Source organism: Brenneria uluponensis, from assembly GCF_032395385.1.
GTDB lineage: Bacteria > Pseudomonadota > Gammaproteobacteria > Enterobacterales > Enterobacteriaceae > Prodigiosinella > Prodigiosinella aquatilis.
Window position 1 is genome coordinate 3061839 of record NZ_CP135917.1, and the last position, 16020, is coordinate 3077858.

The following is a 16020-nucleotide window of genomic DNA, read 5'->3' on the forward strand; positions in this document are numbered from 1 at the left end:
GCGATGTCTTTTACACTGCGGCCCTATCAACAAGATGCCGTAACCGCCACCCTCGACTACTTTCGGCACCACACCACACCCGCCGTGATCGTTCTGCCTACCGGCGCGGGGAAAAGTCTGGTGATCGCCGAACTGGCCCGGTTGGCCCGTGGCCGCGTGTTGGTACTGGCGCATGTCAAAGAGCTGGTAGCGCAGAACCACGAAAAATACTGTGCCCTGGGGCTGGAGGCCGACATCTTTGCCGCCGGACTGCAACAGCGACAGAGTCAGGGCAAGGTGGTTTTTGGCAGCGTACAGTCGGTCGCCCGCAATCTGGCCCTATTTGAACAGGCTTTTTCATTACTGATTATTGATGAATGCCACCGGGTCAGTGACGACGATACCAGCCAATACCAGCAGATTATTCATCATCTCCAACAATCCAATGCACAATTGCGTTTGTTGGGACTAACCGCTACACCCTATCGTCTGGGAAAAGGCTGGATCTATCAATACCACTACCACGGCATGATCCGGGGTGATGAGCACTGCCTGTTCCGGGACTGCATTTATGAGTTACCGCTACGCTACATGATCAAGCACGCTTTTCTGGTGCCGCCCCAACGTCTGGATATGCCAGTAGTACAGTATGATTTCAGCCAGTTGAGCGCTCGCAGTAACGGTTTATTCAGCGAGGAAGACCTTAACCGTGAATTGAAACGTCAACAACGGGTTACACCACAAATTATCCACCAGATTGTCGAATATGCCGCCGATCGTAACGGGGTGATGATTTTTGCCGCCACGGTGGAACATGCCGGAGAGATTGAACGTTTGCTGCCTGATGGCCAGGCCGCTCTTATCAGCGCTGATACACCAGCAGCCAGACGTGATGCGCTGATTGAAGCGTTTAAACAGCAACAATTGCGCTATCTGGTCAATGTCGCCGTATTAACCACCGGTTTTGATGCTCCTCACGTAGACGTTATCGCCATTCTGCGTCCGACCGAATCCGTCAGCCTCTATCAGCAGATCGTCGGGCGCGGTTTGCGATTGTCTGCGGGAAAAACCGATTGCCTGATTCTCGACTACGCCGGTAATCCACACGACTTGTATACGCCCGAAGTCGGCAAGCGTAAACCGCATAGCGATAGCCAGCCGGTACAGGTGTTCTGTCCACAGTGCGGCTTTGCCAATCTGTTCTGGGGCAAATGTACCGACGACGGCACCGTGATTGAACACTACGGGAGACGCTGTCAGGGGTGGAGTGAGGATGAGGATGGCCGCCGTCAACAATGTGATTACCGCTTTCGCTTCAAAACCTGCCCGCACTGCGGAGCAGAAAATGATATTGCCGCCCGCCGTTGCCATCAATGTGAAGAAATACTGGTAGACCCAGACGATATGCTGAAAGCGGCGCTAAAGCTGAAAGACGCGCTGGTACTGCGTTGCAGTGGTATGAGCATGGTTCATGGCCTGGATGCCAAAGGCGAATGGTTGAACATCACCTATCATGATGAAGATGGTGCTGAAGTCAGTGAGCGTTTTCGCTTACAGACACCGGCCCAGCGGCACGTTTTTCAGATCCATTTCCTACGAGTCCATCTGCGTGCGCCCGGTATTCCCTTCCACTGGCAGACCGCCGCCGAGATCACGCAGCAACAGCCGCTACTGCGGGCTCCTGATTTTGTTGTCGCACGCCAACAAGGCAAATTCTGGCAAGTGCGGGAAAAAATATTCGACTACCAAGGCCGTTACCGCAGAGCGAATGAACTGCGCGGCTGATTAAATGCCGGATTCATTTGCCCGCTGGGCCAGATTCCGATAGAATTCCGCCCGCTTTTGTCTAAACACAAGCGGAATATCCAACCTGTTGCTGGGTCGCCTGTAGCAGGATCATTTTTCTAAAGTCGAGAAAGACATGATTACTATCAATGCAGAAGTACGCAAAGAGCAGGGTAAGGGTGCGAGCCGCCGCCTGCGTAATGCGAACAAATTCCCAGCCATCGTTTATGGTGGTGCGGAAGCGCCGGTTTCTATCGAGCTGGATCACGATATTGTTAAAAACCAGGAAGGGAAAGGCGGTTTTTACGATGCCGTCATCTCCCTCGTTATCGATGGCAAAGAAACCAAAGTGAAAATTCAGGCTGTTCAGCGTCATGTTTTCAAGCCTAAATTGACTCACATCGACTTCGTTCGCGTTTAATCACGCTGAAGTTATCCGGTATCCCGGAGAGAAAAACGCCGCTGATGCGGCGTTTTTTTATTGCTATCGACAACGGCGGTGAACGTCAGTTCCGGGGTGAGGTTAAAGTAGCTCGATAAGCTTTTATTTTGGGCACCAACAGGGCCGCACGCCGCAGGCTCTCTTCTTGCCATACCGTTTGGCGGTCGTAATATTCGGCAAACGCCGGAGTTTCCGGCGGCAGAATCACCCATGGTTGTTTAGATTGGGTAAAAATATGCACATCTGGCGGCAACAGTTCCGGATGAGTAAGGGTTCCGACCCGCACGAACCGGGTCAGCGGGCCACTGCCAGCATAGTGGCTCCACAATGCCACATAGCATGTAGGACAGCGAGCGATCTGTTGCCCTTGTCCGCTGTTGGATGGCGTGTTCACCAGCAGTGGCTCACCACTGAGCAATTCCACGTTGTCTGACTCGATCATGGCATTCAAGGCAAATGCCGAGCCGCTTTCCCGCTGACACCAACTACAATGGCAGCAGTGCACTACCAATGGTGCGCATTTCAGACGGTAGCGGATAGCCCCACAATCACAACTGCCGTCCATAGGATATGGGTTTTGCATAAGTGTCCCTTATCTGCGATGGTTTTGCTGGTTTCAGTGATGGTTTCCCGGTATTAGTCCGCTAAAAACACACTCAGCCGAGGTACCGGATTGCCAGTAAAATACCGAATAATCAGTTATCAATACCTTGCCCTGCCCACATTTTTTATAAAAATCCTGATTCAATACAAATCCATATTGTTGCTATCGCCGGCAACCGATGCCAACGTTCACATCATGTATCGAAACTGACGCGAGGTAGGGCATTGGATTATCGGGGCCTCATAGCAATAATATCGCAACAGATCAGTTACCGCTGCCCAGGCGACGTTGTAGTTGATCACGCAAATTCGGTGGCGTTCCCTTGATAGTCAAAGTATCAGTCGCCGGATCCCAGAAAATACGTTCCCCCAACAGTAATGCATCGAAGTTAATACTCAGGCCGCCGCCACTGCCGGCAAACTTGGTCAGTTGCCGCAACGTGCTGCGATCTGCCGGGAAACTCTCCTCAAGTTCATAGCCTTGTCCGATGGAGAAGTCCTGAAAACTCTGCTCTCCTAAAGTCGGTAATTCACCGGACAATGCTGCCACGTCAATCTCATCTCCCGCTTGCAACTGTTCGTTGCAATAGCTGTACACTTGCTGACGGTATTGCTGACGCTCATTTTTATCCAATTGCGCATCAGCGCAATAGTCATCAACTGCCTTGAGCAAGCCACGGTTCTGCGCTTTGGTATCCAGCCCTTCGGCTGCGGCCAGGAAATCCATGAAAAAATCAGATACCTTGCGCCCGACCCGCCCTTTCAGGAAAGTGAGATAACGAGTTGATGACGGGTTCGTCTCCCATTCAGTCAAATCGATACGTGCCACAATATCGGCATGGTGAATATCCAGATAATGAGTGCTGCTGATATCCAACTGTTCGTTTACCCGCAAACTATTACAACTGTTCAACACCGCGATCAGTAAATACTCCACCGCCAAATAGCGATATTGGCAAAACAGGACCACACCCCCTTCCGCAAACGGATATTTTGCCAGTTCATCACGCAGACGCCCTGTCGCAGCACGGGTAAATGCCAGAAAGTCATCGTCTCCCTTGCGGCAGGCACGTAATGCATCCGCCAGTTCACTTTGCTCATTAAACAGGCCATAGGCCTTATTTTTAGCACTATAGACACGATGCAGTTCAGCCATCATTTCGTTAACGGCGTCATTGGTGGATAACAGCGAGTCACGCAACACCATTTCCAGTGTTTGCTCATCGCGTTTGATGAGCTGATGCAGGGCAATCTGGTCGATATCCAGACTCATGATAAACTCTCCTTTTAGCGGGGGAACGTATTCAAGCACCTAAGTATCCTCGCTGCAACCAAAAGCCGCCGCCACACAGAGATAACGCATCCACGGTCCGATATGATAAAAGTGCGGAAAAAGACGCTCTTATACGGTAATATGTTCGACTTTAGTCGCTTAAGAAGCACCATTTTATGCCACAATCATCCCGTTATAGTGACGAGCAAGTTGAACAGTTACTATCAGACTTGGTCAAGGTTCTGGAAAACCGCCGCACACCAACCGATCTCGCATTGATGGTGTTGGGAAACATGGTGACCAACCTGATTAACACTAGCGTGGCCCCGGCACAACGTCAGGTGCTGGCCCGCTCTTTCGCTGAAGCACTACAAGCTTCAGTAACAGCAGATAAAACACATTGATTTTGACCTGTATATGGTAACCAACCGCCAGCGCTACCGCGAAAAAGTTTCCCAGATGATCAGCTGGGGACACTGGTTTGCCTTGTTTAACATCCTCCTCAGCCTTGGGCTGGGTAGCCGTTATCTGTTTGTTACCGACTGGCCATCATCACTGACTGGACGTATTTATGCGCTGGTCAGTTGGCTCGGACACTTTAGTTTTATTGGTTTTTCCGCATATCTGCTGATTATTTTCCCGCTGACATTTGTCGTCATGTCGCAGCGATTGTTGCGTTTTTTATCAGCGGCGATAGCGACGACGGGGCTCACACTGCTCATCGTCGATGCTGCTGTTTTTACTCGTTTCCACCTGCACCTTAATCCCACCGTATGGGAACTGGTAACCACCCCCAACCAGAGTGAGATGGTCCGTGACTGGCAATTGATGTTTATTGGGGTGCCCGTCATATTTATGGTGGAGATGTTGTTCGGCACCTGGTGCTGGCAAAAATTACGCAGCCTGAATCGACGTCATTTTGCCAAACCGCTGGTGGGTATTTTCATTATTGCGTTTTGTGCCTCACATGTGATGTACATCTGGGCTGATGCCAATTTCTATCGCCCGATAACCATGCAGCGCTCTAACTTACCGCTTTCTTACCCAATGACAGCGCGCCGTTTTCTAGAGAAACACGGTCTGCTCAATGCACAGGAATATCAGCGCAGACTGCTGCGACAAGGCAATCCAGAAGCAGTTTCGGTGGAGTATCCACTGAGCGACATCTCCTTTAGTGATGCCGGCAGCGGCTATAACCTGTTAATCGTAATGGTAGACAGTATTCCTGATCAGGATACGCCACATGCTATGCCTAACCTGACCCGCTTTGCGTCTGAAAATATTCGGTTCAGTGACCATTACAGTGCCGGTATGCAACAGGACAGCGGGTTATTCAACCTGTTCTATGGTATCTCCTCCACCTATATAGACAGTGTTCTCAACAGCAGTAAGCCCTCTGCGCTGATTACCGCGTTAAGTCAGCAGGGTTATCAGTTCGGTCTGTTTTCTGCCAGTGGATTCGACAGTCCTCTTTACCGACAAGCACTTCTGGCTGACTTCTCACTGCCAACGCCAGATGCGCAGAGTGATGAAATCATCACCACACAATGGCAAAAATGGCTGGACAGTCGCGCCGGCACAACCGAACCGTGGTTCTCATTCATCGAGCTAAACCACACCAGTTGGCAGGCAACTACGTCTAAAAGCTCAGCGGCGGAACAACAACGCCTCTATCTTCAGGGTAATCAGCGTGTGGACCAGCAAATTGAACGGATCATCAGTGTGCTGCGTGACAAAAATATGCTGGATAAAACCGTGGTGGTCATCACGGCTGAACAGGGAAATGCCTTACGCCCAGGCGATAACTCTCCAACGCCGATGAAACGCTCGTTGTGGCAGGTTCCGCTGGTCATTCACTGGCCTGGCACACCCGCACAGACCATCAGCAAAATGACAGATAACAAAGACGTTATGACCACATTGATGCAACGTCTGCTACATGTAAAAACGCCATCCAGCGATTACTCACAAGGAGAAGACCTGTTTACGGCAGAGCGACGAGATAACTGGCTGGTCAACGGTGATGGGAATGATTTGATCATTACCACACCAAAACAGATTATTGAACTCGGGAGTCACGGCAATTACCGGGCTTATAATCAGGCAGGTCATGAATTATTGAATGAAAAACCGCAGTTGGATCTGTTATTGCAGGTATTGACCGACGAACGGCGATTTATTGCTGACTAACTGCCTAAATCTAAAGCAGTCGTTTCGTAAGGCTATTGCAATCAAAGCGGGAAACGGTAGTATATGCCCCCACAGCGTCGGCACGTAGCGCAGCCTGGTAGCGCACTGTCATGGGGTGTCAGGGGTCGGAGGTTCAAATCCTCTCGTGCCGACCAAATACAACTTCCGTTAGTACCGGTTATTGACGGAAACCCCACAGAAACCCGCATTCTCACTGAGTTTGCGGGTTTTTTGTTACCTGTTATCTGCCGGGATACCCCGTTTACAGCCGGAAAGTTTAGTTATACGCTTAGTTATACCGTCCCATATAACTACAAAAGCGTATAACTACGATGGCTCGTATAACTATCCCACTGACCAATACCGAGATCAAAGCCGCCAAACCTGCCGAGAAGGAATACACGCTACAGGACGGGGATGGGTTGTATCTGCGGTGAAACCGAGCGGTTCTAAAATCTGGCGCTTTAATTATTACCGCCCCGATACGAAGAAACGTGCATTAATCAGCTTTGGTTCATTCCCTGCGGTTTCTTTGGCCGAAGCCCGACAAAGGCGTGAAGCGGCAAAGGCACCGATCCACATTGGCAGTTCCTCTGCCAGAAAGACCACTATCGGCACCATCGCATCCTCCGTGTATGGCGATCCCAATATGCTTAAACTAATGTAGTATTCCACCGCGCTGGGGCTGGTGAACGAAGCCGCCGCCCACAATGACGGTTTTATGCCGCTGGATGAAATCGGGCAAGGCAGCAACCGTAAAGCCGTCGCGGATGCCGCTTATGCACTGTTTAACGGTGTTGGCAAGATTCAGAGGAGCGTGGAGTAAATGCGCTTTCTTTGTCTCATAGCAACGTCCTCCTTATTTAAAGATAGCGTTGCATCGACCAGTTGAACTCAAGATTTCTGACCACTTCGCTCGGTTACTGGCGCAATGCCAGCATAGTTTTGAATTTCTTCTGCGCTGTTAAACCGGTTTCGGCTATCCCTCAATGCCGCAAGCATTCGTGGGCCCATGCAGAACCCCATACCAAGAAGTGATTTAAACAGGGCATTACTCGTCTATTTAATAAAAAATTAAATTATATTGTTCTGCAGCCGATAATGAATACTGATATGTTTTTTACTGGCGTATCAATGTTCGTTGAAAATGACAAAATGGATAACATTTATATGGCGAAGATTTTACATTTTATTTTAATTTTGGCAGCTATTTCTTTGTCTGGATGTAAGGCAATTGAAAACAGCTTTGGTGATCGCCCGATATACCAAGAACCTTCAGATACAAAAAATGTATCAAGAATAAGATTTATAAAAAACATAAGAGGAACAGAAATAAAGCAAAAAGGATATTCCAAGACTTATACGAATATTACAGAATTCTCATGGCGAGGGTATGTAAATAAAACCAGAGACATCGGCATGCCTAAAATATCCTATCGAAAAGATGATTATAATGATTATTATTTTGAAACAAAAATAAAATCAGTGCCAACACTTATCTATATTCAAACCGAATCAACAGTAGCAGGCTCATGTCATGGTATGTTTTTTATTAAGCCTGAATCAGGTAAAGATTATGACATGAATTTTGACATAACTGAGAGTAGAACGAAGTGCATTATGCACTTCAATGAAATAGTAAAAGACGGTACAACTGGGGTTTATATATTAAAGCCTGCGCCGTATAAAAGATCATCGGCCCCACCTTGGGAACCAGCAGATAAAAATTACAAAACAGAGTTGGATGTTGATTGATTATGAAATTAATTTTAATTTTTCCTCTCTCCTTGATTCTATCTGGGTGTATTATAGATAGAACAAAGACATACAACACATCACTTTCTGATATAAATTCAAATAATGTCAATCATGTTTTTTTTGTTGGAAAAACCAAGAAAGATATTTTAGAGAAGCTAGGGCCGCCACAAAACTCATTAGAGTTTATGAAAGAGAATCATTGGTCGTATACTAATAAAGAGTCTATACATGGATTTGTTCTTATTCCACCCATTCCAGTAGGAATGAGTAAAACGAAAAAAATAGATCTATATTTTAATGAAAAGAATGAATTAAATAGATTCACATTTCACGAGGAATGAATCTGGTAAGAAATTAATGAAAGGAGTATGTTTATGCTGCATTGAATATACTCCCCATTAAGTTTTTTAGGATAAATTCATATAATCTTTATGCTATTGCTATATAATCAACCCATAACAAACAACTTAGAGCTAGAAATGCGTGATCTTGTGCTACCGAATTACTCCTATATCATACTTTAACGAGCCCAAATAACACCATTCATTTTCCACACCCATTGCGTTTACTGTCCACATGTGAGTGGTAAGTCCGGTTTCTCACGAGTTACAGCGAAACGGTGTGCAATAAAGTACGCAGCATCATGCGTTATTTTCAATTCGTACGACGATGCTAAACGTTCAGACATTTTGCCAAATGAGCCAAATTTACAGTGTTATCTCCCACCTTGAAGACCACCGAAAACTTGATTTTCAAAGCCATAAGCTAAAAATCACATATCACAACGACAAGCTTGAAGCATTTTGATTACACTATAACTGCGCAATCTGAATTGCCCAGTACGCAGCCCAAGTGCGCAAAACGAAACCGAACGGTAGCCATTCGCAAATTGGCCTCTAACCCTTGCTATGACTGGCGTTGGCAGGTATTGCGCACCGGTTTCCATTTTTGTCAGAATCATATTATTTCGTATTCAGATTGCGAACTCTGCGCATTGTTGATGCGCACTGGAGGCGGATAATGCGTGACCAGACGCGAAGTTACACCACCGATTTGCCGCGTATTAACCTGCAATTTCTCGCCCGTTTGCGCGATAAGTTGGGCAATGCAGCCCCAAACACGCAGGTTTACTGCGACACAGCGAGCGGAAGACTCTATTTATCCCGATATTCAGATGGCTACAGCGCCACAATTAACGGTGTCACGCAAAGGGTCGGTATTACAACCACACGCGTGGAGGATGGTGTACGTGAATGGTATGTTTGCCCCCACTGTGGCGAACGGGCAGCAAAGCTGTATACCGGGTGTAAAGATATTGGCTGCCGGAAGTGCTGGCATCTTCATTACGCCAGCCAAAGCAAAGACGAAGCCGACCGTTTATTACTGAGTGCGCGCCAGCAGCGCCGGGCGATTTGGGGCGATGATTACCCGCCCGCAGACAACTTGCTTAACCACGCTCGGTGGCTTGCAAAGCCAGCCCGTATGCGCTGGGAAACCTTTGAAAGAAAGTTAGCCAGGCTGATAAAAACTGAGGCCGCATACTGGCATACTGGCGGGTGTCAGATGCGAAAATGACAAGAATTCAGCGGTATGAGCAATGGTATACATCTTTCATAGATTAGTAGCGATATACCCTGGTTCTACCGAAACCTGATATCAAAAAACAGACCACCAGCAGCAAGGATTAACCATGTCTGGACTATTTAACACGCTCGATTCATCCAATATGTTCATTCATCTTCAGAAAAAATGGGAATCGTTTTACCACCACCCTTCCGAAGAAAGGCTGATTGATACGCTGCTCCCGCTGTACCATCTCAGGGAATGGATATGCCCAGGTGGCTCAGCAAGCTACAAAAACAAATACGAGTTATCAGCCGAAGAAAAATTACACAGTTTTCTGTATACCTATCCACCCTATGAGGTAGTCAGAGAACTTTGCAATCGAACGAAGCACTTCAAGAAAAAAAATGGTGATATAAATCTCAACATCCTTGAAGGAGCCAGAGCAGGACTGGCAAAAGCGGGGGACTCATTAGGGACAACATATTTTACCGTTGATGGAGTTGATATCCGGGATACCTTTATGGCTGTTTACAGGATCTATTACCAATATTTTGAGGCAGTGAAACAGGGGAAGTATCCTTCATTTGCCCCGTCCGACAGTGAAGATTGTTAGTCGAACGCTGAAAAGGTATACATGTTTTTATGATGCCCTTTTCAACGTGATTTTTCTCTATGGGACTACGATTGGGACTACAATGTTAAATTATTAAAAATAAAACAAATTAAAACCAATAAAATGAACCATTAATTCAATTTCTCTCGCAGCATGAGAGACGAAACACGCCAGCTATTGGCAAACGGTATTGGCCCTCTCGACAACCGTGGATTTGAATCTCTGTTGTTATCTGAAATGAATTACTCTTGTATCTTGACGACCACTTTTCCTTTCGCATGCCCTTGGGCAAGGTAGGTAAGAGCGCCCTTTGCTTCGAAAAAGGGGAATACCTTGTCAATCACTGGTCTGATTTGTTCAGCTTCTATAAGTTTTCCGATTTGAGTGAGTTGATCGCCTTCAGGTCGAACGAAAAGAAATGAATAGGTCATTCCTCGTTTTTTCGATAAACGCATAATCTTGCGGCTCATCAACCCAAAGACAAAAGTCAGCAACACGTTTAATCCTCGAGCCCGTGCGAACGCGGCATCTAACGGCCCAATGAGAGAAACAATCTTTCCTCCAGGCTTAAGAATTTGGGTGAATTTTTCAATCGCATCGCCTTTGATAGTGCCAACTACGACATCGTAGCCATTCAGCACGTTCTCGAATTCTTGCTTTTTATAGTCAACCACTTCGTCTGCGCCAAGATGACCGACCCATTCGACATTGCCCGTACTGGTGGTCGTTCCCACCGTTGCACCAAGGTGCTTCGCCAACTGGATCGCAAAGGTGCCAATTCCCCCCGAACCTGCGGGGATGAAAATCTTCTGACCAGGCATAAGCCTGGCGCGCTCTGTCAGTGCTTGCCAGGCTGTGAGACTCACCATCGGGAGCGAGGCCGCCTGCACAAAATCCAGGTTTGCTGGTTTCATGGCAGCAGCGTTCTCTGGCACTACTGCAAATTCGGCAAGAGACCCCATTTCCATATCGAAAATGCTGGCGAAGATTTCGTCGCCTGGCGTGAAACGAGTCACACGACTTCCCACAGCAATGACAATACCAGACAGGTCGCTACCCAATGTTGCAGGGAGCTTAAAATGCAGAACCGGCTTAAACATTCCGGTTGGAATCATATTGTCGATAGGGTTCAGACCCGCAGCGTAAACTTTTACCAGCATTTCATGAGCGTTGAGTGAAGGATAATCTACGTCATCGAATCCCAGTTCAGGAGATTTACCATAGCGTTTAAACGTGAAGGCTTTCATCGTCTTATTATTCATTTATGGTTTTCCTGTCGTGCTTGCCGATAAAATTCCATTTTTTTATTCTTTCGTATCAAGCTGAAGACTATTACGCACTACCTTATCCAGGAATTTTGCAGGCGCGAATCTGAGAATGAAATTCAGTTTTCCTGCCAATGCTCCCGCCGTGTAACGCAACTTTGGCCGTGAAGTCTGAGCAGCCCTAACAACCACTTCAGCCACCACCTCTGGACTTTCCGCTTCAGCCATTGCCTTGCTGACGACTCTCGTCAGCTTAGCCCGGATAAGCTCATACTCGTCAAGCTTAGCATCCGGCTCTATAGTATTGGCTTCAAACCGCGTTTTAATGTAGGCAGGCTCGATGACTGTTACCCTTATGCCGTGCGTGCGCAATTCATGATCCAGTGATCCCGAATACCCTTCGACCGCATGCTTACTGGCAGTATAAAGTGCCACATACGGCAACGGAACGACTCCCAGTATCGAACCGATGTTAATAATGTGTCCCCTGCCCTGACGGCGCATATAGGGAACAACAGCTCGCGTTAACCTGACTATCCCCAGAAAGTTCGTATCGAAAATGCTTCTGGCCTGTTCGATTGAACTTTCTTCTGCCGCCGCCGGAGCGACCCCAAAACCAGCATTATTCACCAGGATATCGATCCGCCCCTCCAGCCGCAGCAACTCATCAATGGCAGCTTCGACAGAAGCATCGTTCGTTACATCAAGCGTCAATAAATGAAAGGGATACGAACCAGACAGTGAGCCGCGTCGACTCGTGCCATATACCGTATAACCAGCCGCTAAAAGTTTGTTAGCCGACGCCTCGCCAATACCTGAAGAGGCGCCCGTCACAAGTGCTACACGTTTATTTGTCATGCTGAAATAAAACCTTCATAAGTCGTTTTGGGCATCTCATCACTGATGAGATGCCAGACGATATGGAATTTATTCTGGGATTAAATCCCTACAGAACAGCTCAATAGATCGTTATTCGTGTGTAAGGTGCACTTCATTGACTAAAGTGGTTTATATCGCTCTGCGGCTTCAGCTTGTTTGATGTCCGAAAGCAGAGCCTGTCGCGTAGCATCGAGGGCGTCCCAGCGTGCAGCATTATGCAGAGGTGGGATGGTAACGAGTTCTCGGCGATCAAAGCCGACCAGTGCTGCATCAACCAGCTCACCCACTTCCATCATTTTGGAAGAGGTACTGATGTCGATGCCTGCGCGTTCCCAAATTTCCGTGTAAGTTCCGGCAGGAAGCACAGCCTGGATATAAATGCCTTTGGATGACAGCTCTACATTCATTCCCTGAGACAGGAAAAGGACAAAGGCTTTGGTTGCGCCATAAACCGACATAGCAAATTCAGGGGCCAGACCGACGACGGAACTGATGTTGACGATCGATCCTTCACCCGTTTGCACAAACCGTGGCGTCACCGCACTGGCAAGACGCGTCAAAGCAGTGATGTTAAGCGCGATGAGCCGCTCAATCGAATCAGACGTCTGCTCTATAAAGCTGCCCGACTGCGCGATACCCGCATTATTGATAAGAATACCTATCCGTGCGTCATCACGCAGGCGAGTTTCGACAGTCGCTAAATCATGCGATTCCGTGAGGTCAGCAGGCAGAACATCTACAGAAATACCATTTTCTTGTCGCAAACGACCTGCAAGTATCTCTAACTTCGCTTTGTCGCGAGCGACCAGAACAAGGTTGTGGCCCCGATGTGCGAACCGTTCAGCGTAAACAGCACCAATGCCCGTGGAAGCGCCTGTAATGAGGACTGATGGTTTGGTCATAAGTTGTATCCTTTATTCATGATTAAACAGAATCTACAACGTGCGATGTATATAGGATCGTGACACTCACAGATCTACTTGCTGACCTCGATAAGCGTTGGGTAATCGGTGTATCCCTCTGCGCCGCCGCCATAAAGCGTTTCAGGAACAAGTGTGGCCAGAGGAGCTCCCGTCTTCAGTCTTGCGACCAGATCTGGGTTGGCGATGAACAGACGCCCGAAAGCAAACAGATCAGCCTTACCTTCAGCAAGTTGGGTAGCAGCCAACGTCAGGTCATAGCCATTGTTGCCAATATAGGTGTTTTTAAAGCGCCGACGCAGGGAGCCGTAATCAAACGGTGATACATCCCGATGGCCGCCGGTTGCGCCTTCAACGACATGGAGATACACGATGCCTAATGCATTGAGTTGCTCAGCGAGGTAGTCATATTGTGGCTGCGGATCACTGCATGAAATCGCATTAGCGGATGAAACCGGTGAAATGTGTACGCCAGTGCGTTCAGCGCCGATCTCATCTTTTACGGCCGCCGTGACGTCTAACAGTAGGCGCGCGCGATTCTCGACAGCACCGCCGTATTCGTCGGTTCGCTGATTGGCACCGTCTTTAAGGAACTGTTCCAGCAGATAACCATTCGCGCCATGAATCTCAACGCCATCAAACCCAGCGGCAATGGCATTGGCAGATGCCTTTCTGAAATCGTCAATAATGTTTTTTATTTCTCTCAGCTCGAGCGCCCGAGGCTCAGAGACGTCAGAAAAACCGTTGTTCACAAAGGTTTTAGTCTCGGCACGGACAGCGGACGGGGCAACCGGCGCAGCACCACCAGGCTGAAGGTCGACATGAGAAATTCGCCCTACATGCCACAACTGTACAAATATACGCCCGCCTTTGGCATGCACGGCGCCAGTCACTTTACGCCAGCCATCGATCTGAGCTTGCGTGTAGATCCCCGGCGTATCCTGATAACCCTGCGCCTGTGCTGAGATCTGCGTGGCTTCAGTAATCAACAACCCTGCAGTGGCACGCTGTGCGTAATACGTCGCCGCCAGTTCACTGGGTACCAGACCCACGCCAGCACGGTTACGTGTTAGCGGTGCCATCACAATATGATTAGAGAGCGTTACTGGCCCCAGGCGATAGGGTTGAAATAATTGTTGCTTCGTCATGTTTGTTTCCCTGCGAAGTGGTTGGTACAAGCATGGCTTTAATGATGATGATTATAATCTAAAAAGTCAACCAGTTTGATTATGGTCATCATCAATGTATACTTGTGACATGCATTTTTAGAGGAGGATGCGAAAACGATGAAAGTCGCTAAAGAGCAGGTTCGTGAAAACCGAAAGCGTATTGTCGAAACTGCCTCAGTGTTGTTTCGTGAACGAGGCTATGACGGTGTGGGAGTCGCAGAACTGATGTCAGCGGCAGGTTTAACTCACGGTGGGTTCTATAAACACTTTGGTTCCAAGGCTGATTTGATGTCGGAGGCGATGAACTGCGGTTTTTCACAATCTGCAGAAAGTACCAAGGGAGTGAGCCGGGAAAAATTTGTTGAATACTACCTCTCACGCCAGCATCGCGATGACATGGGAAAGGGTTGTGTGATGTCTGCACTGGGCACAGATACAGCACGGCTGCCTGAATCAATGAAGGCGACATTTGCAGCTGGTATTGAGAATCAATTGGCCATTTTAGCAAATGGAGGTGGAGGTGAAACACGTGCTGACCTGATCAACACTATTGCACATCTAGTCGGTGCCCTGGTGCTGTCTCGTGCTTGCCCTGATGATTCTGCTCTGGCTGATGAGATTCTGGAGGTTTGCCGCTCCCGTATTCTCAGTCAGGAAGTTCATGAGGTATGAATTTCCGGGTCATTCAGCGATTCAATAAAATGTCTCACCTATTTCTTGGTGGCATCTTAACAACGTGATACCAGATCCTGACACCAAAAAATGTCATTTCAATCGCAATATCACACAGATTGTAATCCGCGTGTCACTGGGCAGCTTTGCTACCTACATATGGTTGCCAAAGGAAAGTATCAAACCTAACGAATTTGCCAATAAATCTGCCGGTTGCCAGAATATGCAACCAACATGAAGCTGTTTTTCCCTGATTATGACTGGATCATATTCGGGTTCAGGCCAACCGCCCCGTTGCATACCAGAAGTTTATCATCAAGACTTAAACCAAAGACGTAGTCTGCGCAGGCATTGTGCTTTACACTGCGCGCTGCAAAAACTGAGTAGATAAACGATTAAGTAGGCGGTAATGGCGATGAATGGAACGATCACAACCTGGTTTAAAGATAAAGGTTTTGGATTTATCAAAGATGAAAATGGTGATAACCGTTATTTTCATGTGATTAAGGTCGCCAATCCTGAACTGATTAAGAAAGATGCGGCGGTCACTTTCGAACCCACCACTAATAACAAGGGGTTGTCAGCTTATGCTGTGAAAGTCGTACCGGAAAGCAAATACATCTATATTGCGGGCGAGCGCCTTAAGCTCACGTCGATCAAGTCTTACCTGGTTTACCGCGAAGAAGTGTCTGCCGATACCCGCATTGATAAAGAAAATGCGGTGCTGTCTGTCGGGGTCCTGATGGGTAATATCAGGCCGAAATCAGCCGCTAAGCCTGGTGAAATGCGCTCGCTGAAAAAACTGGCTATCACCACCTTCCAGGGAACAACGTTAATCTTCTCGGAAGATGAGATAGACGTGGATGCCACGGTAAAACTGCTCAAGGTCTGAAATAATTCGCACTG

The 16020-nt window shown here is 47.9% G+C and carries 16 protein-coding genes, 1 tRNA gene and 3 pseudogenes; 13 read left to right on the plus strand and 7 right to left on the minus strand.

What is annotated here, in order from left to right; translation table 11 throughout:
* The first annotated feature begins 3 nt into the window (after positions 1-3).
* Positions 4-1764 (plus strand): DNA repair helicase RadD, encoded by a 1761-nt coding sequence (gene radD / locus RS889_RS14315; protein WP_315707755.1) that lies wholly within the window; start codon positions 4-6, stop codon positions 1762-1764.
* A gap of 136 nt (positions 1765-1900) precedes the next feature.
* Positions 1901-2185: a 50S ribosomal protein L25 gene (gene rplY / locus RS889_RS14320; protein WP_315707756.1), complete on the plus strand. Its 285-nt coding sequence runs from the start codon at positions 1901-1903 to the stop codon at positions 2183-2185.
* A gap of 85 nt (positions 2186-2270) precedes the next feature.
* Here rplY and RS889_RS14325 read toward each other — a convergent pair whose 3' ends face one another.
* A complete protein-coding gene (locus tag RS889_RS14325; RefSeq protein ID WP_315707757.1) occupies positions 2271-2789 on the minus strand; it encodes a GFA family protein in 519 nt (172 codons plus the stop codon).
* Between the two features lie 285 nt (positions 2790-3074).
* Complete coding sequence (gene yejK / locus RS889_RS14330) at positions 3075-4082, minus strand: nucleoid-associated protein YejK (RefSeq protein WP_021015478.1); 1008 nt, start codon at positions 4080-4082, stop codon at positions 3075-3077.
* A 176-nt stretch (positions 4083-4258) separates the two neighbouring features.
* Here yejK and RS889_RS14335 point away from each other — a divergent pair, with 176 nt between their 5' ends.
* The 5 genes and pseudogenes from RS889_RS14335 to RS889_RS14355 form a co-directional block, all read left to right on the plus strand.
* Positions 4259-4486 (plus strand): YejL family protein, encoded by a 228-nt coding sequence (locus tag RS889_RS14335; RefSeq protein WP_021015477.1) that lies wholly within the window; start codon positions 4259-4261, stop codon positions 4484-4486.
* 13 nt (positions 4487-4499) lie between these two features.
* Complete coding sequence (yejM, locus tag RS889_RS14340) at positions 4500-6272, plus strand: LPS biosynthesis-modulating metalloenzyme YejM (RefSeq protein WP_315707758.1); 1773 nt, start codon at positions 4500-4502, stop codon at positions 6270-6272.
* A 78-nt stretch (positions 6273-6350) separates the two neighbouring features.
* Positions 6351-6427, plus strand: a tRNA-Pro gene (locus RS889_RS14345).
* A gap of 177 nt (positions 6428-6604) precedes the next feature.
* A pseudogene (locus tag RS889_RS14350) lies at positions 6605-6858 on the plus strand (integrase arm-type DNA-binding domain-containing protein); the annotation flags it as partial.
* Positions 6847-7095: pseudogene (locus RS889_RS14355) on the plus strand (DUF927 domain-containing protein); the annotation flags it as partial. The pseudogenes RS889_RS14350 and RS889_RS14355, both read left to right, overlap by 12 nt.
* A gap of 74 nt (positions 7096-7169) precedes the next feature.
* On the opposite strand, the pseudogene RS889_RS14360 reads toward RS889_RS14355, so the two are convergent.
* A pseudogene (locus RS889_RS14360) lies at positions 7170-7319 on the minus strand (transposase); the annotation flags it as partial.
* 54 nt (positions 7320-7373) lie between these two features.
* Here RS889_RS14360 and RS889_RS14365 point away from each other — a divergent pair.
* The 4 genes from RS889_RS14365 to RS889_RS14380 all read left to right on the plus strand — a co-directional run bounded on the left by RS889_RS14365 (position 7374) and on the right by RS889_RS14380 (position 10209).
* Positions 7374-8027 carry a hypothetical protein gene (locus RS889_RS14365; RefSeq protein WP_315707759.1) on the plus strand — a complete coding sequence of 218 codons (654 nt, stop codon included), beginning with the start codon at positions 7374-7376 and terminating at the stop codon, positions 8025-8027.
* 2 nt (positions 8028-8029) lie between these two features.
* A complete protein-coding gene (locus tag RS889_RS14370) occupies positions 8030-8371 on the plus strand; it encodes a hypothetical protein (protein WP_021015472.1) in 342 nt (113 codons plus the stop codon).
* Between the two features lie 679 nt (positions 8372-9050).
* Entirely contained in the window at positions 9051-9605 is a 555-nt protein-coding gene (locus RS889_RS14375) for a hypothetical protein (RefSeq protein WP_315707760.1), read from the plus strand.
* A gap of 115 nt (positions 9606-9720) precedes the next feature.
* A complete protein-coding gene (locus RS889_RS14380) occupies positions 9721-10209 on the plus strand; it encodes a hypothetical protein (protein WP_021015470.1) in 489 nt (162 codons plus the stop codon).
* 242 nt (positions 10210-10451) lie between these two features.
* Here the strand turns inward: RS889_RS14380 and RS889_RS14385 are convergent, their stop codons facing one another.
* The 4 genes from RS889_RS14385 to RS889_RS14400 form a co-directional block, all read right to left on the minus strand.
* Positions 10452-11471, minus strand: coding sequence for an NADP-dependent oxidoreductase (locus tag RS889_RS14385; protein ID WP_315707761.1), 1020 nt, complete (start codon positions 11469-11471; stop codon positions 10452-10454).
* A 42-nt stretch (positions 11472-11513) separates the two neighbouring features.
* On the minus strand, positions 11514-12332 hold the full coding sequence (locus RS889_RS14390) for an oxidoreductase (protein ID WP_315707762.1): 819 nt from the start codon (positions 12330-12332) through the stop codon (positions 11514-11516).
* A gap of 140 nt (positions 12333-12472) precedes the next feature.
* Entirely contained in the window at positions 12473-13255 is a 783-nt protein-coding gene (locus RS889_RS14395) for an SDR family NAD(P)-dependent oxidoreductase (RefSeq protein WP_315707763.1), read from the minus strand.
* A gap of 74 nt (positions 13256-13329) precedes the next feature.
* Positions 13330-14421 carry an alkene reductase gene (locus RS889_RS14400; protein ID WP_315707764.1) on the minus strand — a complete coding sequence of 364 codons (1092 nt, stop codon included), beginning with the start codon at positions 14419-14421 and terminating at the stop codon, positions 13330-13332.
* Between the two features lie 138 nt (positions 14422-14559).
* Here RS889_RS14400 and RS889_RS14405 point away from each other — a divergent pair, with 138 nt between their 5' ends.
* Together RS889_RS14405 and RS889_RS14410 are read left to right on the plus strand one after the other, a co-directional pair.
* Entirely contained in the window at positions 14560-15114 is a 555-nt protein-coding gene (locus RS889_RS14405; protein WP_315707765.1) for a TetR/AcrR family transcriptional regulator, read from the plus strand.
* 409 nt (positions 15115-15523) lie between these two features.
* Positions 15524-16006: a cold-shock protein gene (locus RS889_RS14410; protein ID WP_021015463.1), complete on the plus strand. Its 483-nt coding sequence runs from the start codon at positions 15524-15526 to the stop codon at positions 16004-16006.
* Positions 16007-16020 lie beyond the last annotated feature (14 nt).